Source organism: Thermococcus paralvinellae (assembly GCF_000517445.1).
Classification (GTDB): Archaea; Methanobacteriota_B; Thermococci; order Thermococcales; family Thermococcaceae; genus Thermococcus_B; species Thermococcus_B paralvinellae.
In genome coordinates this window covers 1066455-1085220 of sequence record NZ_CP006965.1, presented here as the reverse complement: position 1 = coordinate 1085220, position 18766 = coordinate 1066455, and the positions used below count along the sequence as shown (strand labels likewise).

Genomic DNA, 18766 nt, shown 5'->3' with positions numbered 1-18766 from the left:
CAAAAGTTAAGAAATTAAAGAAGACTCGTCGAGAGAATTAAAGTCAGCTGACTTATACTTCAGTTTTTGTTCTCAGTTGCCAGCCATTAATGTTGAAGCCACCCATTTTGTCAAAGATGTGCTCTATGAGTAATTCGAGGTTTTTTAGTTCCTTACTTTTCATAGCACTCAGGAATAGCTTAACAAATTCTTTGTTTGGAAATTCTTCAAACATGTAGGCTTTTCTAAATTTCTCATCGGTAAAGAGGCGATAAACTTTGCTTGTTGGTGGAATTTCAACACATAAAAACTTCGAATAAATCTCAAGGGCTTTGTTAAGCGTTAGGTGATAAAGGTAGCTAAAGCTTGGGTCGTTTCTTTCTTCTGCATCCTTTAGGCTGTCAAGCATGTCCCAGAGGAAGTATTTAGCAGTCTCTACCCAGACTTCATCAGGCTTCTCAAAGGGCTTTTTCATGTATTCCAACGCTTCTCTTTTGAGCTCCTTAGTTATACCAGTTTTATCGAAGAGAACTTTGCCAATTGTGATGATTCTTGCAGTGCTTCTTATATTCTGCTTGAATTCTTTTTCCAAGTAATGTCTAATTTGTTTTACTGGGTTTGCAAAGTATTCAATCAAAACGCCATCTATAACGAGGTTCCCTCTCTCACGCCAGTCAACTTTATCAGAAAGCACGATGTAAACATCTACATCAGAGTACTTGGTTTGTAGTCCAACAGCATAACTCCCAGTGAGCAAAGCGGCTTCGACAAAGTCTTTGTCTTTCCAATCCTTGAGGAATTTGTTCAGGGCAGAATACCAGTTAGGTTTGATGCTCATGTTTGAAAATTAATACATTAAGCGTTTTAATATTTTCTCAGCGGAAAGTGTCTGCATTTATTTTGATATCATTACTTTCCATAGTTATTTTTGGTTTAATATTTGTCTCTTTCTGAATTTTGTAAAGTTTTAAACTTTTGGTTCACGAAATTTTTATATTTTTTAGTTGCAAATGTTATATGATAACCCGTTGGGGGGGGCGAATGAGGAAGAGGACATTGTTGGTCATTTTTGTAGTATTATTGGTGGTTGGAGCGTATGCAGCGTATGCTTTGAACAATCCAAAGCTTCCAGAAGTTAAGGGCTGTGTGAATCCTTTTAGGGAAGTTAAGCCTTTAGAAAGAAAGGCCGAGAATTGGTCAAGGATTCATGTGTTCTTTAAGGCTGTATTAAGCAAGGATATTAGAGGGTTGGCAAAACCCTAGGAGATTGAATACAAGAACGTTAAAATAGTGAAGCACACCTTAGATTATAATGGGGAGAAGATAACAATGCTTGCCATGGGGATCCCCTTAAAAGATGGCAAGCACGTAATAGCTTACTACGAATTCTCAAAACCCGTACAAGGAGTCAAAACAAGGGCATATCTGTTCAGTTTAGAGGAAAACAAAGTAACGACTCAGACACTAAGCACAAATGGGTACATTACTCCATTGAGTTCTTGTGCTCATGAATGTTCCACAAATTCCGATTGTAGTGGAGTAAATGAATATTGTGAGAGATATTGCTGTGTCCATAATTGGAATGAAGCTATTAGGTGTTGTATGCAAGCAGGAAACTGTGGAGCAATTTGTGCTACCTGCATAATACATAAGATAGGTTGCTTTGTATGTCTAGCATGTGTAGTTGTTAATTGTGCATGGTGTGTTGATAGCAATTGTTTAGAGTGGGGCACAGCTTGTGTTTATCACGGCTCATGAGGTGAACAATATGAGAAAGGTAGACGTGAGAAAGCTTTTTGTATTTTCCTTCTTCCTCATGCTGACAATAGGGTATAGTGATATTATTGTTCATAAACCATCCACATTTTTGGAATTATCGTTCGAATTAATTCGAGGAATTTTACTTGCCTCAGCATTCTTTTTAGCACCTTTGGCAATTCTCTATTATGCTCAAAAAAAGAAGCTCAAAGTTACTATTGCTGTATTATTTGCGGTATCTATTGAGTTTATTTGGAGCATACTTACAAAGATTCTTGGATATGGCCAATACAGCAGAGACTTTCTGATAGCCGGAATAATTGGAATCCTTGTTATCCCCTTTGTTTATATGGAAGAAAAAAGAGGCAGCATTAAAAATAATACAACTCTGTTTTAGACTAACCCTGAAGATAAAGGACCCCATAATTGAGGGAGGTGTTCAAGGTTGGAATATTTAAAGCGTATGGGAAGGTATTTCCTTGTAGCAGGGATTCTCACACTGCTATTCAGAAATATCCTATCTTTAAGTTTGCCCTATTTATTTTTATGGTGGTTCTTTGTGTTCTTGCTATTTGATCTGTCCATTTCCGGATTTCAAAGACTCTTTGAACTAAAATACCCCAAGCTCAGAACTGTTGGGATAGCAGTTGGTATGGTTTTTAGTGCAGTTGTCATTTGGATTATTGGAAACATTTTAGGTCTTTAGACTATAAAAGAACAAGAACAAAACTTAACTATGTCCCGTGCTCCCAGCTTTCCAAGTATTTCTTTTGTTCTTCTGTCAGCTGGTCAATCTCGATTCCCATAGCTTTGAGCTTAATCCTCGCTACCATCTCATCAATTTCTCTCGGCAGAACGTAGACCTTATTTTCAAGCTTCTCGTGGTTATCCCTGATGTATTTAGCCGCCATAGCTTGCAGAGCAAAGCTCATGTCCATAATCTCAGCTGGATGTCCATCTGCTGCCGCTAAGTTTACCAAACGCCCTTCTGCAAGCAAGTATAATCTTCTCCCATCTTTGAGCTTGTATTCGGTTATGTTAGGCCTTGGATTGCTGATCTCAATAGCTAAAGACTCCAGGTCAGGTTTTGAAATCTCAACATCAAAATGCCCAGCATTAGCTAAAATCACTCCATCTTTCATAACTTCAAAATGCTCTTTGCGGATGCAGTTTATATCACCGGTTGCCGTTATGAATATATCTCCAATCTTAGCTGCTTCCTTCATCGGCATGACCAAAAAGCCATCCATCCTTGCTTCCAATGCTCTAATTGGATCAACTTCAACCACTATGACTGTCGCTCCAAACCCTCTTGCCCTCATTGCTATTCCTCTTCCACACCAGCCGTAGCCAACAACAACGACGTTTTTGCCCGCTACAAGAAGGTTGGTAGTTCTTATTATCCCATCCCACGTTGACTGACCAGTTCCATAGCGATTGTCGAATAAGTACTTTGTATAGGAATCATTGACAGCTATGATTGGGAATCTAAGCACTCCATCTTTTTCCATCGCCCTTAAGCGGATAACTCCAGTTGTCGTTTCCTCGCTTGCCCCCCAAATATTGTCAATGAGTTCTTGTCTCTCTCTGTGGACAACACTTATCATGTCTGCTCCATCATCTATGAGGATATTTGGCTTTATGTCAAGGGCTTTGTGCATGAATTCATAATATTGCTCTCTATCTTCCCCTCTTATTGCATAAACTTTAACACCAGCCTTAGCTAAAGCCGCGACAACATCATCTTGAGTACTTAGAGGATTGCTTGCAGTTGCTGAAACCTCCGCTCCACCTGCTTTCAGCGTGAGAAGGAGAAAAGCAGTCTTCATTTCCAAGTGCAAGCAAGCAGTAATCTTAACACCTTTAAACGGCTTTTCTTTCTCGAAATCCTTTCTTATACTCTGGAGGACGGGCATAAAGCGAGAAACCCAGTCAATTTTCTTCTCTCCTTCTGGAGCCAAGTTAATATCTTTGACGCAGTAATCTTTTGTGCAGTCCATAACATCACCCGCTCACTTTTAAGGCTTAGAAGTTAAAAATTGATTGGTGGAGGATATGATAGTAGATTTAACAAAAACCTTGAGCGAAGAGCTTGAAGTCTATCCAGGTGATCCAGAAATTAAAATTAAAGAATGGACAAGCCTTGAAAAAGACGGATATTACATGAATTTCCTTTGTTTTGGAGAACACAGCGGAACTCATGTTGACGCTCCAGCACACTTCATAAAAGGAGGAAAAACAATAGATGATTTGCCTCTTGAAAAGTTCTTTGGAAAAGCTATTGTTATTGACGCTTCTGATGGTCAAGGTGAGATAACTATTGAAGAAGTCCCTAAAACAGATTTAGAAGGCAAGATTGTACTATTTTATTCTAGAGGCAGAGAGCTAAGTGTAGAGCTTGCTGAGTTTTTAGTCAATGCTAAGATTAAAGCTGTTGGGACAGATGGAATGAGCATTGGTAACGAAGAAGTCCATAGAACTCTTCTCTCTGCTGAGATTCCAATTTTTGAAAACTTGACAAACCTTGAAAAGCTGAGTGGGAAAAACTTTACTTTCATTGCATTTCCGCTTAAAATTAAAAACGGCTCCGGAAGTCCTGTTAGGGCTATTGCACTGCTTTAAATTCCCCCACTCTCCCTGACTTTCCTCCTAATGTTTGGGTCTCTATCAGCTATCATTTTTAAAGCTTCTTCAAAACTCATCCAGTCTGGGACTTCTTCATTGAGGTAAATTCCTGTCCTCCCAATTGCATCTCTCCTAGTTAGGATGTGCACCCTCTCCTTAACAAGCTCCACACTAACTCCTAAAATCTTTGCAACCTCGCTTTCCCTTCCAACAACTTCCCTCTCAATATGTCCCTTTTCTGTTGGAATTATCAAAATCAGCTTTTTATTAACTCCTGGGACCCTCTGCTTGGTTTTTACCCCCCAGATATCAACCATTCCACCCCATTTGTAAAATTCCAGCTCTTTATCTGTTGGATTTGTTAGGAAGAATGTCACAGTTGTTTCCTCATCAATTTCAATATGCCCCTTTATAAGATGCCAAGGGGTTGCCATAACAATTCTTCTCGCTTGAATTGGTATCCCTTCAAGAGCAAGCTCAATTAGATAGCTTGGCACTTTGTAGGGAATAACAATATCAATGTCACTATCTTTTCTAACATCTCCCCTTGCAACACTCCCGTAAACGTGAGGGTCAAACTGAGCTAAGCGTTCCATAATCTGTAGCGCTTTCTCTCGCTTTTCCCATAAATAACGCCATCTTTTCGGAGGATACACTATTTCACGCTCATCCCAGACACGAACAACTTTCTCTCTTGGCATAATCCAGACTACTCATGTGAGCTTTTAACTTTTAGCTAAGAGAACCAATAAGGTTTTATAAGCATCAGTTGAAGTTGAAGTGGTGAAAAAGATGCCAGTGTTGGGAATAAACATTACAAAAATAGAGATTGAAAAGAAAGGTGGAGCAATTGGTAGAGTTGAGGTTAATCTCTCTCCACAAATTGAAGATGTTAGGCTTGGAGAATTAAGAATGCCTACTGGAAAGATAAATGGGATTGAAGTGCTCTTTGAGTATAGAATAAACTATCGCCCCGAGATTGCGAGTGCAGTAGTTAAGGGGATGGTGTTCTACTTGCCTCCTCAAAAAGAGCAGATTGATGAAATTCTTGATCTTTGGGAGAAGGAAAAGAAAGTTAAGCCGGAGATATTTGCCGAGATTGTTAATTTCATAACAAATGAAATTGCCCCACTTTTGATGGTTGCCGCCAAGGACATGAAGATACCTTACCATATCCCACTTCCAAGAGTTGCACTTAAGCCGAGAGAATGACTTACTTTGCCTTAATCGGAAACTTTATAACCTCTCTTTTTTAATTTTCAGTGGTGGTGGAGATGAGGGGGGATGTAGTTTGCTTTACCTACCTCAGCTATACGAGTTTTTGAAAGCTTAGGTGAGAGACCACTCTCTTCTAAGGAAATTGCCCGTCTGACGTCTCTTTCGGAAAGAACTGTTCGCTATGCATTGAGAATTCTGAAGCAGAAAGGACTTGTTGAAGAGGTTTTCTTTTTGGGAGACACAAGAAGGAGGGGATACAGAAGAACAAGAGTAAATCAATAAAATTCTTCACTCTTGTATACTTAGGAATTTGCTTTCTTTCTCCTACTATCCTAAACTTTAGCGAGTTTCTCAAGATTATGCCTTAATAATCCTATATCCAGCAGCTTTTCTAAGACGATTCATAACTGCCAATCCGAGGCCTTTCTCTTCTATTCCTTCCGCAAGAATTACATCAACCCCAGACTTGTCAAGGTCTCTCAAGGCTCTAAAGAGATTTTTCGCTATTTCTTCTTCACTGTTTCCCAAATTTATATATGCATCAGCTTCATAAAAATCTCCTGTGGCCATAACACCAACTTTTACTCCTCCTCTTTTGTATTCGTTTAAAAGCTCCTTAATTTTCTCTTTGACTCTTTCTCGGCTTCCTTCAATTACAATTACTTGAGCATTTGGAGCATAATGTTTGTATTTCATTCCGGGAGCTTTTGCAACATCTACAGCCTTGCCTTTTACTACAGGATGAATCTTTACCTTCCCAATAACTTTCTCAATCTCTTCTAAGGGTAAACCACCGGGCCTCAAAAGAGTTGGTGGTTTTGTCGTTAAATCTAAAACTGTGGACTCAACGCCAATTTTCACTTCTCCTCCGTCAATTATGCACTCTATTCTTCCATAAAAATCATCCACTACATGTTCTGCCAAAGTAGGACTAGGCTTGCCACTTATATTCGCTGAAGGGGCTGCTATTGGTCTCCTACTTGTTCTAATTAGACCAAGGGCAATTTCATGAGCAGGCATTCTTATTGCCACAGTGTCGAGTCCGCCTGTTGTAACTTTAGGAACATTGCTCTTTTTTGGCAATACTATAGTTAAAGGTCCGGGCCAGAAATACTCCGCTAAAATTTTAGCTTCTCTAGGAATATCTCTAGCTAGCTCATATAACTGATCAAAATCTGCTATATGTACAATTAAAGGATTATCAGCTGGCCTGCCCTTTGCCTCAAAAATTCTCCTAACAGCTTCCTCATTTAATGCATCGGCTCCTAGTCCATACACTGTTTCGGTAGGAAAGGCAACAAGTTTACCCTCTCTAATGAACTTTGCAGCGATTTTGATTTTTCTCTTATCAAATCCATCTCTCATGTTTATTACAACTGTCATGTTCTCACTCCCAAATGTTTATTTAATCAAAAAGTTAAATACTCTTGGTGTTTCTCATGGTGAACAGGTTTGATTATGCATTTAAGTATTCAATGAGAGAGCTAAAAAGATTGTTCCCTATTAAGTTCTGTTAGGAGAAGGCCATTATCTTTAATATGTCTCAAGGAGAGCATAGTGTATTTTCATAAATTTCTTCGATTTTTCTTGCTATGTTTTTCCAAGTATATTTTTTAGAAATATTCTTTCCAAACCTTCCAATTTTACGTTGTTTTTTCAGAGCTAGCAGTTCTTGAAACCTCTCAGTCAAGTCCTCGAATTCCTCAAATGTAACCCCATTTTTACCTTCTCTAATTAGTTCTGGAATTCCTCCAACCTTCCTACCAATTACCGGGACTCCCAGGGCATTAGCTTCAATTATAACAAGCCCGAATCCTTCTCTTTTCGAAGGCAAGATTAAGATTTTAGTTTTTGAAAGAATATTCTCTATATCACTTCGATAGCCTAAAAATTGGACATTGGGAGGAGCTTTTTCTTCTAAAATATTTCTAAGTGGGCCATCCCCAACAATCAGAAACTTTTCATCTGGAAAAACCTCAGCTAGTTTAAGAACTGTTTCTGGGCTTTTATAGTGTCTCAGCGCTCCAATAAAGGTTACATATCTTCGCTTATCTTTTTTATGCTTGAACTCTTTTACACCATTTGGAACAACATACACATTCTTTGCACCAAGAGAAAGAGCTTTTTTAGCCAAATAATGGCTAACTGCTATAACTACATCTGCGTCGCTCAGGCTTTTTTTCACGTAATATGTGCCCAATGGAAGCTTGGACATGAAATCAAGGTCACTGCCATGTGCTGTAACAATAACTGGAACTCTGACTTTCTCCTTGGCTAATATTCCAGCATAACTAGTTGTACCAATGAAATGAGCATGAATTAAGTCAAATCCATGTTCCCTATGTAGTTTCTCAATTTTCTTAGATGCCAATAGGGTAAAACTTATCCCCCTAATTCCAAAAAAGTTTGGGGGTTTAACTTGGTGGACAAACTCTTTTTCGAACTCTCTAGGGACTACTGGTCCATAAGTGAGGATATGGACTTCATGTCTTTTCCTAAGTTCTCTAACTAAATTGTCGAGATGATTAGCAATACCACCTGTATGTGGGGGATAATGGCCAACCATTAGAATTCTCATATTTCAATCCTCAGCAAAAATAGGAGAGTGAGGGATAAAAAGTTATCCTTATGGTCTTGACTTTCTTGGATGTTTGTCTTTTTCATCCCTCTCCTGTACGTATTCAACTGGCGTATGCCTTATATTTCTTTTCTCTTCAATGAACACCTCTCTAAGCTCTTCCTTGGCTTCTTCTATTTTTTCAAGAAGATTCTTGTAGTCTTCAGGGGAGAGAACGGACTTATTTAAGATAGCTTTGATTTCACTAATCGTGTCTTCAATGTCTGAGACATCTATGCCCAATTCTCTTAGCACCTTCACTTTGGTCTCAAGTCTTAGCAATTCTTTTTTCAATCGTATTTCAGGCCTTCCTTGTATTATTTTGTTCCACTCTTTAGCTGAAATGCTTATTACAAAGTCTGCATTTCTATTTGCAGCAACAGCAAGAAGGTAAGCTTCCTGATAATTACCTAAGCTGTAGAGCTTCCAAGCTTTTGCGATCTGTTCTTTAGCCATATCTAGTCTTCTCTTTGCTTCTGGTCTGTCAAGACCGTCAAGGAACTTTTCTGCTGTTTGTGTTTTGTTATCGGCTAATTTCAACGTTTCGAGGACGAAATCCTTCCCAGGAATAGCATATTTGACAGTAAAATCAACTTCCTGTGTATAGTTTCCAACGCTTACCTCATATCCTCTTTCTCGCAGAAAACTAGTTATAGCGTCTGTATTAACATCAAATAGAGGTTTCGGAATTTCTTTATGAGCCAACTGAACAAATCTTGAGGTTACTATTATCTCCACCCATGGACGTCTGTGTGATGCTTTAAGTATCTCATCAAGAACCTGAAGGCTCAAATTCTCATACCCATCTCCTGTAAAGACCCAAATTGATTTATATTTGGCTGTATTGGGCAATTTATCAGCCCATTTCTGCATAAGCATGCTGAGGACATCTCTGCCATGTACAATGTAAACTGCTTCTATTTGAGAGAACTCCTCTGGAAATTCCTCTTCAAGCTTCTGGACAACAGCTAAGTTGGTCTCGTATCTGTTCTTTCCATACCATCTTTCATATGGGATTCCTATCTCTTCGAAATCTTTTTCGTAGTCAATAGAGACTGCTGTGGGTCCTCCGATAATTATAACCTTATCAGGAGCGTACTTCAATACTTCAGCAGAATACTCGGGATTATAGACGCCCCATGGAACTTTGATAACAGCATCAGCCTCGATTATATTCGCGACACTTTCAGCTAAGGTAGAGTCTGCTTCATTGTCACTCACGAAAATTACAATCCTCATTTCTGCAGCCTGTGATTTTGGAAGTAGAGAGAGGATGAGCATGAATATGAAAGGCAATATTAAAACTTTTTTATACATCATTGTCTCTCACCCTCTCTGATTCTTGCGAAAGCCTTATATTTAAGCTTTTTTCATGAAATCATCGCTTTAACTCTGAAATTGTTTATTAGAGCAAATGCTTAGTGCTTTCTGCATCTACTAGAGTTAGAGAGAGTTTAAGAACGTTTATTAGCGTTTAAATACCTCTCTGAACACTTTCTCTGCAAATTCTCTAGTTTTCATCCCATTTCTTTTTGCAATTTTTTGTAGTAGTTTTTGTGAGTTTGTTCCGTATTGGCAGGCTTTCTTTTCTCTATATGCCACCTCTTTGGGCAAGCCCAACTCAAGAGCTACTTCTCTTAAAATTGCTTTTCTAATTCCATTTCTTATTTTGAACTCAATGGGTGTTCTTAGTGCAGTTCTAACAACGTTCAGGTCTAGAAATGGAAATCTACCTTCAACGCCATTAATCATTGCAATCTTGTCATCTCTTGCCAAATTTTTTTCTCCAAGTTCAATTAGGTCCTTTTCCATAAGATTTGGGTTTTCAAGATATTTGAAGTAGCCTCCAAAAAGCTCATCAGCCCCTTGTCCGCTAAGCAAGAGTTTGCAGTTATCCTCTTTTGCGAGTTTTGTTGCAAAGTAGAGAGGAATTCCAATTGCTAAGTTCATTGGATTTGGCTCTTCAATAGCAAAGACTACTTTTGGAATAACTTCTTCAACATCATTAATGTCAAAAATATATTCTTTCAGCTTTAATCCCAGAGTCTCACTCACTTTGCGTGCCCACTCTAAGTCCTGACTTCCTTCTGCTCCGGCGGTATATAATGTCACGTCAGCATATTTTGATGAGAGTAAAGCCAAAAGTGAACTGTCCAATCCTCCAGAAAACAGCACCCCAACTTTTTCTCCTGCCCTTATTTTTACGGAATATTCCAAGCTTTTAATTAGTGATTGCTTTGCTCTCTCGTAGGGAAAGAAACTATCTCTCAGCTCAAGGACATCAAAGACCTTAAACCTCTCAACTTTTCCCTTTGAAAGCCTAATAACCTCACCTGGATTTACTGGAATAGCGTCTTCACCAATGCTCCATAAGACCTTCTTCTCAGAGGCAAAGAAGCCGTTTGGTGAATAATATAAGGGTCTAATTCCAATAGGGTCTCTGAAAAGGTAAATTTCTTTCCCATCAGAAAAAGCAACTGCGTAATCGCCGTTCAGTATTTTCATACTTTTCTGTATTGCCTCAATGTAAGGCATCTTTTTTTCATGAATTAAAAACTCCAAAAGTCTCAGAATACTTTCACTGTCAACGTTACTTTCAAATGAAACTCCCCGTCTCTCTAAATATTCCCTAATTTGGACGTGATTGTAAATCTCCCCATTATGGACAAGAACGAACTCGTTATAAAATGGCTGAGTAAAGTCTTTTGATCCTGTCATAGCCAATCTACACTGAAGAAGTGCTATTTTTCCATTTGGAATTTCATAAATCATAGAAAAGTCATTGCTTTTTAAAACCCCTTCATCTGTCCAAACACCAAAAGAGTCTTCTCCTCTGTGTTTACCTGCTAAAATCATCTTGACAATCCGTTCTTTGAGACTCTTCCCTATCCCTCCTGCTATTAGACACAACACCTTCACCTCCAAGGATGGTAGGATATATAGTTGAAGTAGAAAAGATTTTTTCTTTTCTCTTTGCAAACGTTTTCAATAAACTAAAAAGTTTTTGAAAAAGCAAACGGAGAAATTAAGGATAGCATGAACTAAGTTAAATCTCCACAAGTGCAATAGTGCTCATACGCAACAGTTTCTAAATCTTCAAATCCCTCTCTAGTCTTTGCAGAAAGATACAAGATCCTGATAGGTGGAGAAACTTCTGGTAGAAATGTACATAACTTGTAAGCTAATAACCCATGCGTTGAAGGATCAAGTTTTAGTCTAGTTGTTAAATACTCCAAATCCTCAATGTACTTTTTATGCCTCTCTAAGTCATCAATGGTATCAATTTTGTTCATTGCTGGAATTGTTGTTGCTCCGAGCCTTAAATCAATCATTAAGGCAAAAAAACGGACAAAGCAGTAGTCATGTAGCTTCCTTAAAATTTCTGGACTGAATAAATAGACAACAAGTGGTTCTGGCAGATTTTCCATCAGTTTAACTCCAAATTCGTGAAAAAGAAATGTTTCCATTTGCCCTGGCGTATCAATGATAACATAATCTTTTTTCTGCTTGAGTTCTAAAATACCAGCAATGTATTCATCAATATGTGGCATTAATCTATCATAACTCTCCACAATTGCTCCATTAGGACCATAGCCTTCTTTCATTATCTTCTCAACAGTTATAGTTTTTCTCACATCTATATCGGGTTTGTAGAGCAGCTTCTTGACTCCTGTATCCAAGTTCACATAACCAACCTCATATCCCTTCTCAGCCAAATATTTTCCAAACCTAGTGGTTATTGTAGTTTTTCCACTCCCTGCAGTTCCAGTAAAGACTATTATCACTTTTGACTCACCCATTTTCCAATTTCAATTATTTTTTCTGCTAATTGCAGAAATGCCTTTGCTCCTTTAGACTTTGGTTTGTAAGCAACAACAGGGATCCCCTCAAGTGTGGCTTCCCTAACTGCAGGATCTTCTGGGATTACAGCTAAAAGGGGTATTTCCATGACTTCTTCAGCGACATCTGGGGGTATGTCATTTTCACTTCTCCCATAACGATTTAGGATAAATCCCAATATAACTAAGCCTGCTTTTTTTAATACAACACCTACTTTCATTGAATCTGTCATACAAGATATTTCAGGGTTTGTAACTATAATTGCTTCCTCACTACTGAGCATTGCACTCATAGCATCCATTTGGAGACCTGCGGGACAATCAATTAAAACGAAATCAAATCTATTTTTCAGAGGTCCTATAACTTTGGGCAAGTTTCTAGGGTCAGCTTTTATCACATTTTCCCAATCAACTGCTGCAGGAACAACTTCAACATTCTCGTATTTGGTAGGGTATATGGCATCTTCTATCTTTGCCTCTCCTGCAAGAACATCATGAATTGTGACATCAACGTCATCAAGACCCATAACCAAACTTAAGTTTGCCATAGTCAAGTCAGCATCAACAGCACAAACTTTTTGCTCATATTTGCCAAGAGCAATCGCAAGATTAGCTGTGGTGGTTGTTTTTCCGGTTCCTCCTTTACCTGAAACAATTGAAATCAATCTTCCCATTCTCTCACCTTTATTCCCTATGTTCCTAAACCTTTATGAAGTTTTAGCCATAGAGAATGACAAAGGTTATAAGTCAAGATAATTACGGCTTGCGAGGTGAGATCATGAAAGTATTCGTTGCAGATACAAGTGTGATTGTAGACGGGAGGTTGACTCAATATTTAGAGAGTCTAGGTGAGAAAGTTAAAGTAATCATTCCAGAAGCAGTTATAGCTGAGATTGAACATCAAGCTAACGAAGGCAAAGCAATAGGACATGTGGGACTGGAGGAGCTTAAGAAGCTAAGGAAGATGGCAGATGAAAATAAAATTTTGCTTGAATTTTATGGAGAGAGACCAGAACTCTGGCAGATTAGAAGAGCAAAGGCGGGAGAAATAGACCACATGGTCAGAGAAGTCGCGAGAGAGCTTAATGCAGTCCTCATTACCGGAGATCAAGTTCAAAGGGATATTGCCATAGCCAAGGGAATTGAGGTTGTCTATCTAACAGGCAGAAAAGAGGTTAAACATCGCTTGGAAGACTTCTTTGACGAACACACCATGAGTGTTCATCTTAAGGCGGGAATAAGACCATTAGCCAAGAAAGGAAAGCCTGGTGAATGGCGTTTAGTTCCAATTAGAGATGAACCACTAACGGACGAGGAGCTTGAGGAAATAGCAGATGATATAGTTGAAAGGGCAAAGAGAGATCCGGAGTCTTTCATTGAACTTGATGAGCCAGGAGCAACTGTTGTTCAGCTCAGAAACTATCGTATTGTGATAGCAAGGCCACCATTTGCTGACAGAATTGAAATTACAGCGGTTAGACCAATTACAAAGCTCAGCATTGAAGATTACGAGCTCTCAGATAAGCTTTTGGAAAGATTAACAGACAAAGCCCAAGGGATACTTATTGCAGGTGCTCCTGGGGAAGGTAAGACAACCTTTGCCCAAGCTTTGGCTGAATACTATGCCTCAATGGGTAAAATAGTTAAGACAATGGAAAAGCCGAGAGACTTGCAAGTAAGCGAGGAGATAACTCAATATACAGCTCTTGGTGGCAGAATGGAAAAAACAGGAGATGTTTTGCTCCTAGTCAGACCAGATTACACGATATTCGACGAAATGAGAAAAACAAGTGATTTCAAAATTTACGCTGACCTAAGATTAGCTGGCGTTGGCATGGTTGGTGTGGTTCATGCCACTAAGCCTATTGATGCAATTCAACGTTTCATTGGAAGGGTTGAATTGGGTATGATACCGCAGATAGTTGATACAGTGATTTTCATCAAGGCTGGAAAAGTTGACAAGGTTCTGACGCTTGAGTATAAGGTTAAGGTGCCAAGCGGAATGACGGAGGAAGACTTGGCAAGACCAGTAATTGAAGTCAGAGACTTTGAGACCGGAGAGCTTGAATATGAAATCTACACCTACGGTGAAGAGATAAGTGTTGTTCCAGTGAAAAAGAAGGAAAAGCCACCAGCTATGAAATTAGCAGAGAAGAAGCTCAAGCAAGAAATCAAAAAATTCCTGCCAGATGTTTATACTGAAGTCGAGCTTGTAAGCCCGCACAAAGCAGTGATCTATGCAGATGAGTTTGACATTCCGGCAATAATTGGAAAGAAGGGCAAAAGAATCACAGAGATTGAGAAGAGATTGGGCATAAGCATTGACGTGAGGAGCTTTGAAGAGAAGATGAAGGAGATGCCAAAAGAGAAGATACCAGTTGAGGTAGAAGAAAAGAAGAAGCAGATTGTCTTGAGAGTTTCATCAGATTATGCAAAGAAGCCTTTGAAGTTCTTCGGTGGAGAGCAGTATGTGTTCACAGCAACGCCCTCAAAGAAGGGCATAGTTAAGGTGAACAAGAACACACCAATTGGAAGGGAGCTTAAGCGCTTGCTTGAAGCTGGAATTGAAATTTGGGCTTCCCTTTGAATTTTAATATTTTCAAGAGCTCAGTTGCGAGGGTAGTCATCACCTTCAGCTAGCGAAATTGTCATCATCGCCCGAAAGGTTTTTATCCTAAGTTCTTAAGTCCCTTTCGATGTTCATATTAGCATCTCAAAGCCCAAGACGAAGGGAAATTTTGGGGAGATTCTTTGAGAACTTTAAGGTAGTGCCAAGTAACGCTGATGAAAACGTTATTGGGGAAAACCCACGAGAGAAGGCAATTGAAGTCGCAAGGAGAAAGGCGTGGGAAGTGTACAACAGAACGGGAGGCACTGTTGTTGGAGCTGATACAATAGTTGTCCTTGAGAACAAAGTCCTTGGGAAACCCAAAGATAAAGAAGAAGCAAAGAAAATGCTTAAGCTATTAGGCGGAAAGGTTCACGAGGTTATCACAGGCTACTGCATAATCCACAAAGGAAAGGAGATTACCGGCTTTGAAGTCACGAAAGTTAAGTTTAGGGAGCTTAGTGAGGAAGAAATTGAGTGGTATGTAGGCACGGGAGAGCCTTTAGACAAAGCTGGAGCCTATGCAATCCAAGGAAAAGCTGCCATTTTCATAGAGTGGATTCATGGAGACTTTTACAATGTTGTCGGCTTGCCAATTAAAGTTGTGCTCGAGCTTAAAAAGCTGGGATTTCCGTTAAAGCAGTTCTGAAAATAGCAAGTCCTCCCTTGTTCCACCAGCTTTTTTGAAGACCTTTTCGCTCCACCTAATAGCCCCAACATCACTGGGAATATGGGCATCACTTGCAAATGTCAGCTTAATTCCCCTTCTGATGCACAGCTTAATGAAATCCAGCTCTGGAACTCTGTAGCGGGAGCTGATTTCAAAGGCTTTGCCGTACTCTTCGGCGAGCTCAACAATTTCTAAATACTCCTCATAGCTTGGGTATCCGATATAGGGGAAAACGTTTCCAAAATGTCCAATTATGTCTACATTTTCGTCTTGAATTGCTATTTTAATTAAATCAAGATACACGTTAATTCCTTCAGGATCAAGCCATACGTGGGCGGAAGCAATAACATAATCAAGCTTTTTTGCCATTTCGCTGGTTATATCAACGCCTGTTGTGAAGATGTTAGCTTCAATCCCAGCTAGAACAGTAATTTCACTCTCTTTCTTTATCTGTTCAATCTCAGAAATGTATGTATTGAATTTTTTGGGAGTGAAATGGTGAATGTGATCGCTTATACCAACTAGCCTAAGCCCTTTTCTCTCCGCTTCAGCAACATTATCTCTAATCATTCCAATGCCATCAGAATATTGAGTATGGGTGTGCAGGTCTATCATTCTAAAAACCTGCATATTGTAGATGCCGAGTCAATTAAATGCTTTTTGGTTTAAGACTTAAACATGGTGAATATTTGTCGAGATTTGAGGTTAGAAATGCCATCTATTCTTTTTGTCCATTGCCATATTATGAACATGTATGTTCAGATTTTGTAAACTTTGTACTTTCCAAATCCCTGGACAAAATATCCAATGTAAAGTTGAACCTTTAGTTTTGACAACTTTTAAATAGGAACAGAGAGTAGGGAAAACTTGGTGGAGGGAAATGGTCGAGCGTTCAAAAGTTCGAGTTGTAATAGCTAAGCCAGGCCTCGATGGCCATGACAGGGGGGCTAAGGTGGTTGCGAGGGCACTACGTGACGCAGGTTTCGAGGTCATCTACACCGGTATAAGGCAGACTCCCGAGCAGATAGTAGAAACAGTTATCCAAGAAGACGCCGCAGTTCTAGGCATAAGCATCCTATCTGGAGCTCATATGGTTCTTATTCCTAAGATTCTCAAGCTTCTCGAAGAGAGAGGTTTGAAGATTAACGAGGACGTAGTTGTTTTTGCTGGGGGAATAATCCCACCTGATGACGCGGAAGAGCTCAAAAAGATGGGTGTTGCCGAAGTGTTTGGTCCTGGAACTCCATTGAATAAGGTGATAGAGTTCATAGACGAGAGTGTTAAGAACCTAAAGAGATTCAAGGAGGAGACATAATCCTAAACTTTATATTTTTAAGCTGGATAATTAAACCAAGTGATGCAAATGATCGACGACTTAATTGGGAGGATGCTCAAGGGAGATAAGAAGGCAACTGCAAGGTTAATAACTCTCGTTGAGAATGATGAAGAAAAGGCCCGTGAAATAGTGAAAAAAATTTACAAGTACACTGGAAATGCTTATATTGTCGGCATTACTGGCCCTCCTGGTTCTGGGAAGTCAACACTCCTTGACAAACTCATAAAACAAGCTCGTAATGAAGGCTTAATAGTTGGAGTCATTGCCATTGATCCCACCTCCCCGTTCACTGGTGGTGCATTGCTTGGCGATAGGATTAGAATGCAGAGGCACTCAACGGATCCTGGAGTTTTCATCAGAAGCATGGCTACTCGTGGAAGTCTGGGTGGACTGGCAAAAGCAACAAATGATGCAATAAAAGTCCTTGATGCCTATGGATGTGATGTTATTTTTGTTGAAACTGTTGGTGTTGGGCAGATTGAAATTGATATCGTTAAAACAGCTGATACTGTAGTGTTAGTAACCGTTCCCGGCTTAGGAGATGACATTCAGGCAATCAAAGCGGGTTTAATGGAGATTGCAGATATATTCGTCATAAACAAAGCTGATAAAGAGGGAGCAGATGCAACTTTCTTTGAGCTCAATTTGATGCTTGACCTTGAAAAGGAGAAGTGGGAGAAAAGAGGATGGAGGCCGCCGATAGTTGAGACAGTTGCAGTCACTATGAGAGGCATTAAAGACCTCTGGGAAGCAATAAAGGAGCACAAGAAATTCCTTGAAGAGAGTGGGGAAATTGAGAGAAAAAAGAAGTTTAGGGCAGAGGAGGAGATAAAGACAATTGTTTCTGACTCCGTTGCGAGGAAAATTAGTGAAAAGCTCAGAGATAAAGAGCTCTCAAAACTCATTGATAAAATCGTAAAAAGAGAAATTGATCCTTACTCTGCTGCTGAGGTTGTTTTGGAGGAAACTCTGGGGGTGAAGGTATGATAAAGAAAATTGACCATGTTGGTATTGCCGTTAAGAATTTGGATGAGGCAGTAAAGCTTTGGGAAAAGCTTGGGTTGAAAGTTGCTGAGATTGAAGAAGTTCCAGACCAAAAAGTTAGAGTTGCTGTATTTAAGGTTGGTGAAAGCAGAATTGAGCTTTTAGAAGGGACAAGTGAGGATTCTCCAATATCGAAGTTCATTGCTAAGAGAGGGGAAGGCATTCATCACATCGCTCTTGGCGTTGAAAACATTGAAGAACACTTGGAGAAGCTTAAAGAGGAAGGGTTCAGGCTGATTGACGAGAAGCCAAGAATTGGCGCAGGCGGTGCAAAGATAGCGTTTGTTCACCCAAAAAGTGTCAATGGTGTTTTGTTAGAATTATGTGAAAGAAAGGAATGACCAATATTATGTTAAAACTTGTATCTTTTCTATATTTTTGGGCATACATTTACTGAAAAATAAGGGCAAAGCTTTATAAATTTGGAATTTAATCAATTATTGGCAAGATGTCCTATTCCTAAAATCTGTATGTTCCAATAAGTGTCAATATTCTATTAGGTTAAAATCAATATAAGTTGGACCTATATCCAGAGAGGGATGGATAATGTTCAAGATGTTTATTGCAGACATGAATTCCATTGATGATGAGAAATGTCAAGAAAAGAATTCACTTTTCCAAGTAGTTCATTATTCCAGGGTGCCAGAAATCTTAAACAGGTTCCCTAATAGGAAAAAAGTTCTAATAAGTAGAAACCCTCCAAATAAGCAAGATGACTCTTTTTGGATTTGGGTAAGTAAGGTGGATCATCCCAATGCTGTCTCCCCTTCGGAGTTATATGTTATTGAGCAAAAAGTTTGGGAAATAATAGAGAGAGAATCACCAATAATAGTTTTGGATGCATTCGAATATTTGATGATGGAACGGGGTCTTGAAGCGGCACTGAAATTTACAGGAAAGCTTAGAGACATGGCACTTTTGAATAATTCTGGATTTATTGTGAGTATTAGTGAAGGACTGGACAAGAGGGTGATTGCTCTTCTTAAACGAATTGTTGAGGGATAGGGGTCTTATTATCTCCATGACATTCCAATATTGTAGTGTTATGTAGTGTAGTAAGCTATATATAGCC

The 18766-nt window shown here is 39.2% G+C and carries 21 protein-coding genes and 1 pseudogene; 12 read left to right on the top strand and 10 right to left on the bottom strand.

Going from position 1 to position 18766, the window contains the following annotated elements:
- Window positions 1-52: 52 nt before the first annotated feature.
- Window positions 53-817, bottom strand: coding sequence for a nucleotidyltransferase domain-containing protein (locus tag TES1_RS05990; RefSeq protein WP_042681085.1), 765 nt, complete (start codon window positions 815-817; stop codon window positions 53-55).
- A 203-nt stretch (window positions 818-1020) separates the two neighbouring features.
- Here TES1_RS05990 and TES1_RS11105 point away from each other — a divergent pair, with 203 nt between their 5' ends.
- The 3 genes from TES1_RS11105 to TES1_RS10920 all read left to right on the top strand — a co-directional run bounded on the left by TES1_RS11105 (window position 1021) and on the right by TES1_RS10920 (window position 2443).
- The gene (locus TES1_RS11105; protein ID WP_227738463.1) at window positions 1021-1242 is read left to right on the top strand and encodes a hypothetical protein; all 222 of its coding nucleotides are present in this window, start codon (window positions 1021-1023) and stop codon (window positions 1240-1242) included.
- A gap of 505 nt (window positions 1243-1747) precedes the next feature.
- Window positions 1748-2134 (top strand): hypothetical protein, encoded by a 387-nt coding sequence (locus tag TES1_RS05980; RefSeq protein ID WP_042681083.1) that lies wholly within the window; start codon window positions 1748-1750, stop codon window positions 2132-2134.
- Between the two features lie 48 nt (window positions 2135-2182).
- Entirely contained in the window at window positions 2183-2443 is a 261-nt protein-coding gene (locus TES1_RS10920) for a hypothetical protein (RefSeq protein WP_144080600.1), read from the top strand.
- 28 nt (window positions 2444-2471) lie between these two features.
- On the opposite strand, the gene TES1_RS05975 is transcribed toward TES1_RS10920, so the two are convergent.
- The gene (locus TES1_RS05975; protein ID WP_042681082.1) at window positions 2472-3737 is read right to left on the bottom strand and encodes an adenosylhomocysteinase; all 1266 of its coding nucleotides are present in this window, start codon (window positions 3735-3737) and stop codon (window positions 2472-2474) included.
- A 55-nt stretch (window positions 3738-3792) separates the two neighbouring features.
- Between TES1_RS05975 and TES1_RS05970 the strand changes: the two genes are divergently transcribed.
- Window positions 3793-4359: a cyclase family protein gene (locus TES1_RS05970; RefSeq protein WP_042681080.1), complete on the top strand. Its 567-nt coding sequence runs from the start codon at window positions 3793-3795 to the stop codon at window positions 4357-4359.
- On the opposite strand, the gene TES1_RS05965 is transcribed toward TES1_RS05970, so the two are convergent.
- A complete protein-coding gene (locus tag TES1_RS05965; protein WP_042681077.1) occupies window positions 4356-5063 on the bottom strand; it encodes a nucleotidyltransferase domain-containing protein in 708 nt (235 codons plus the stop codon). The two genes, TES1_RS05970 and TES1_RS05965, sit on opposite strands and share 4 nt — an antisense overlap.
- Window positions 5064-5154: 91 nt before the next feature.
- On the opposite strand from TES1_RS05965, the gene TES1_RS05960 reads away from it, so the two are divergent.
- Together TES1_RS05960 and TES1_RS10805 are read left to right on the top strand one after the other, a co-directional pair.
- Complete coding sequence (locus tag TES1_RS05960; RefSeq protein ID WP_042681075.1) at window positions 5155-5574, top strand: hypothetical protein; 420 nt, start codon at window positions 5155-5157, stop codon at window positions 5572-5574.
- A 96-nt stretch (window positions 5575-5670) separates the two neighbouring features.
- Window positions 5671-5862: pseudogene (locus tag TES1_RS10805) on the top strand (helix-turn-helix domain-containing protein); the annotation flags it as partial.
- Between the two features lie 75 nt (window positions 5863-5937).
- On the opposite strand, the gene TES1_RS05955 reads toward TES1_RS10805, so the two are convergent.
- From TES1_RS05955 to minD, 6 genes are all read right to left on the bottom strand, one after another.
- The gene (locus tag TES1_RS05955; protein WP_042681073.1) at window positions 5938-6963 is read right to left on the bottom strand and encodes an L-threonylcarbamoyladenylate synthase; all 1026 of its coding nucleotides are present in this window, start codon (window positions 6961-6963) and stop codon (window positions 5938-5940) included.
- Window positions 6964-7123: 160 nt separating this feature from the next.
- Window positions 7124-8158: a glycosyltransferase family 4 protein gene (locus tag TES1_RS05950; RefSeq protein WP_042681071.1), complete on the bottom strand. Its 1035-nt coding sequence runs from the start codon at window positions 8156-8158 to the stop codon at window positions 7124-7126.
- A gap of 48 nt (window positions 8159-8206) precedes the next feature.
- Entirely contained in the window at window positions 8207-9517 is a 1311-nt protein-coding gene (locus tag TES1_RS10725; RefSeq protein WP_051408183.1) for a cell wall-binding repeat-containing protein, read from the bottom strand.
- Window positions 9518-9664: 147 nt separating this feature from the next.
- Window positions 9665-11107 (bottom strand): asparagine synthase (glutamine-hydrolyzing), encoded by a 1443-nt coding sequence (gene asnB, locus TES1_RS05940; RefSeq protein WP_042682758.1) that lies wholly within the window; start codon window positions 11105-11107, stop codon window positions 9665-9667.
- Between the two features lie 131 nt (window positions 11108-11238).
- Window positions 11239-11982 carry an ATP/GTP-binding protein gene (locus tag TES1_RS05935; RefSeq protein ID WP_042681069.1) on the bottom strand — a complete coding sequence of 248 codons (744 nt, stop codon included), beginning with the start codon at window positions 11980-11982 and terminating at the stop codon, window positions 11239-11241.
- The gene (minD, locus tag TES1_RS05930) at window positions 11979-12710 is read right to left on the bottom strand and encodes a cell division ATPase MinD (protein ID WP_042681068.1); all 732 of its coding nucleotides are present in this window, start codon (window positions 12708-12710) and stop codon (window positions 11979-11981) included. Before minD ends, TES1_RS05935 begins: the two co-directional genes overlap by 4 nt.
- A gap of 104 nt (window positions 12711-12814) precedes the next feature.
- Between minD and TES1_RS05925 the strand changes: the two genes are divergently transcribed.
- Complete coding sequence (locus TES1_RS05925) at window positions 12815-14623, top strand: PINc/VapC family ATPase (protein WP_042681066.1); 1809 nt, start codon at window positions 12815-12817, stop codon at window positions 14621-14623.
- A 109-nt stretch (window positions 14624-14732) separates the two neighbouring features.
- Complete coding sequence (locus tag TES1_RS05920; protein WP_042681064.1) at window positions 14733-15293, top strand: Maf-like protein; 561 nt, start codon at window positions 14733-14735, stop codon at window positions 15291-15293.
- Here the strand turns inward: TES1_RS05920 and TES1_RS05915 are convergent.
- The gene (locus TES1_RS05915) at window positions 15279-15944 is read right to left on the bottom strand and encodes a PHP domain-containing protein (RefSeq protein ID WP_227738462.1); all 666 of its coding nucleotides are present in this window, start codon (window positions 15942-15944) and stop codon (window positions 15279-15281) included. The genes TES1_RS05920 and TES1_RS05915 overlap by 15 nt on opposite strands.
- A gap of 250 nt (window positions 15945-16194) precedes the next feature.
- Here TES1_RS05915 and TES1_RS05910 point away from each other — a divergent pair, with 250 nt between their 5' ends.
- The 4 genes from TES1_RS05910 to TES1_RS05895 all read left to right on the top strand — a co-directional run bounded on the left by TES1_RS05910 (window position 16195) and on the right by TES1_RS05895 (window position 18699).
- The gene (locus tag TES1_RS05910; RefSeq protein WP_042681060.1) at window positions 16195-16629 is read left to right on the top strand and encodes a cobalamin B12-binding domain-containing protein; all 435 of its coding nucleotides are present in this window, start codon (window positions 16195-16197) and stop codon (window positions 16627-16629) included.
- Between the two features lie 48 nt (window positions 16630-16677).
- Window positions 16678-17637: a methylmalonyl Co-A mutase-associated GTPase MeaB gene (gene meaB / locus TES1_RS05905; RefSeq protein WP_042681058.1), complete on the top strand. Its 960-nt coding sequence runs from the start codon at window positions 16678-16680 to the stop codon at window positions 17635-17637.
- Window positions 17634-18035 carry a methylmalonyl-CoA epimerase gene (gene mce / locus TES1_RS05900; RefSeq protein ID WP_042681056.1) on the top strand — a complete coding sequence of 134 codons (402 nt, stop codon included), beginning with the start codon at window positions 17634-17636 and terminating at the stop codon, window positions 18033-18035. The genes meaB and mce overlap by 4 nt, the downstream gene beginning before the upstream one ends.
- Before the next feature lie 205 nt (window positions 18036-18240).
- Window positions 18241-18699, top strand: coding sequence for a DUF835 domain-containing protein (locus tag TES1_RS05895; RefSeq protein WP_042681054.1), 459 nt, complete (start codon window positions 18241-18243; stop codon window positions 18697-18699).
- Window positions 18700-18766 lie beyond the last annotated feature (67 nt).

Excerpts from the sequence above, each read along its gene's own strand:
- TES1_RS05980 (WP_042681083.1), top strand. The coding sequence starts at position 1,748 with ATGAGAAAGGTAGACGTGAGAAAGCTTTTTGTATTTTCCTTCTTCCTC.
- TES1_RS05925 (WP_042681066.1), top strand. The coding sequence starts at position 12,815 with ATGAAAGTATTCGTTGCAGATACAAGTGTGATTGTAGACGGGAGGTTG.
- TES1_RS10725 (WP_051408183.1), bottom strand. The coding sequence starts at position 9,517 with ATGATGTATAAAAAAGTTTTAATATTGCCTTTCATATTCATGCTCATC.
- TES1_RS05915 (WP_227738462.1), bottom strand. The coding sequence starts at position 15,944 with ATGCAGGTTTTTAGAATGATAGACCTGCACACCCATACTCAATATTCT.
- meaB (WP_042681058.1), top strand. The coding sequence starts at position 16,678 with ATGATCGACGACTTAATTGGGAGGATGCTCAAGGGAGATAAGAAGGCA.
- mce (WP_042681056.1), top strand. The coding sequence starts at position 17,634 with ATGATAAAGAAAATTGACCATGTTGGTATTGCCGTTAAGAATTTGGAT.
- TES1_RS05955 (WP_042681073.1), bottom strand. The coding sequence starts at position 6,963 with ATGACAGTTGTAATAAACATGAGAGATGGATTTGATAAGAGAAAAATC.
- TES1_RS05975 (WP_042681082.1), bottom strand. The coding sequence starts at position 3,737 with ATGGACTGCACAAAAGATTACTGCGTCAAAGATATTAACTTGGCTCCA.
- TES1_RS05895 (WP_042681054.1), top strand. The coding sequence starts at position 18,241 with ATGTTCAAGATGTTTATTGCAGACATGAATTCCATTGATGATGAGAAA.
- TES1_RS11105 (WP_227738463.1), top strand. The coding sequence starts at position 1,021 with ATGAGGAAGAGGACATTGTTGGTCATTTTTGTAGTATTATTGGTGGTT.
- TES1_RS05990 (WP_042681085.1), bottom strand. The coding sequence starts at position 817 with ATGAGCATCAAACCTAACTGGTATTCTGCCCTGAACAAATTCCTCAAG.
- TES1_RS05965 (WP_042681077.1), bottom strand. The coding sequence starts at position 5,063 with ATGCCAAGAGAGAAAGTTGTTCGTGTCTGGGATGAGCGTGAAATAGTG.
- TES1_RS05920 (WP_042681064.1), top strand. The coding sequence starts at position 14,733 with ATGTTCATATTAGCATCTCAAAGCCCAAGACGAAGGGAAATTTTGGGG.
- TES1_RS05950 (WP_042681071.1), bottom strand. The coding sequence starts at position 8,158 with ATGAGAATTCTAATGGTTGGCCATTATCCCCCACATACAGGTGGTATT.
- minD (WP_042681068.1), bottom strand. The coding sequence starts at position 12,710 with ATGGGAAGATTGATTTCAATTGTTTCAGGTAAAGGAGGAACCGGAAAA.
- TES1_RS05910 (WP_042681060.1), top strand. The coding sequence starts at position 16,195 with ATGGTCGAGCGTTCAAAAGTTCGAGTTGTAATAGCTAAGCCAGGCCTC.
- TES1_RS05970 (WP_042681080.1), top strand. The coding sequence starts at position 3,793 with ATGATAGTAGATTTAACAAAAACCTTGAGCGAAGAGCTTGAAGTCTAT.
- TES1_RS05960 (WP_042681075.1), top strand. The coding sequence starts at position 5,155 with ATGCCAGTGTTGGGAATAAACATTACAAAAATAGAGATTGAAAAGAAA.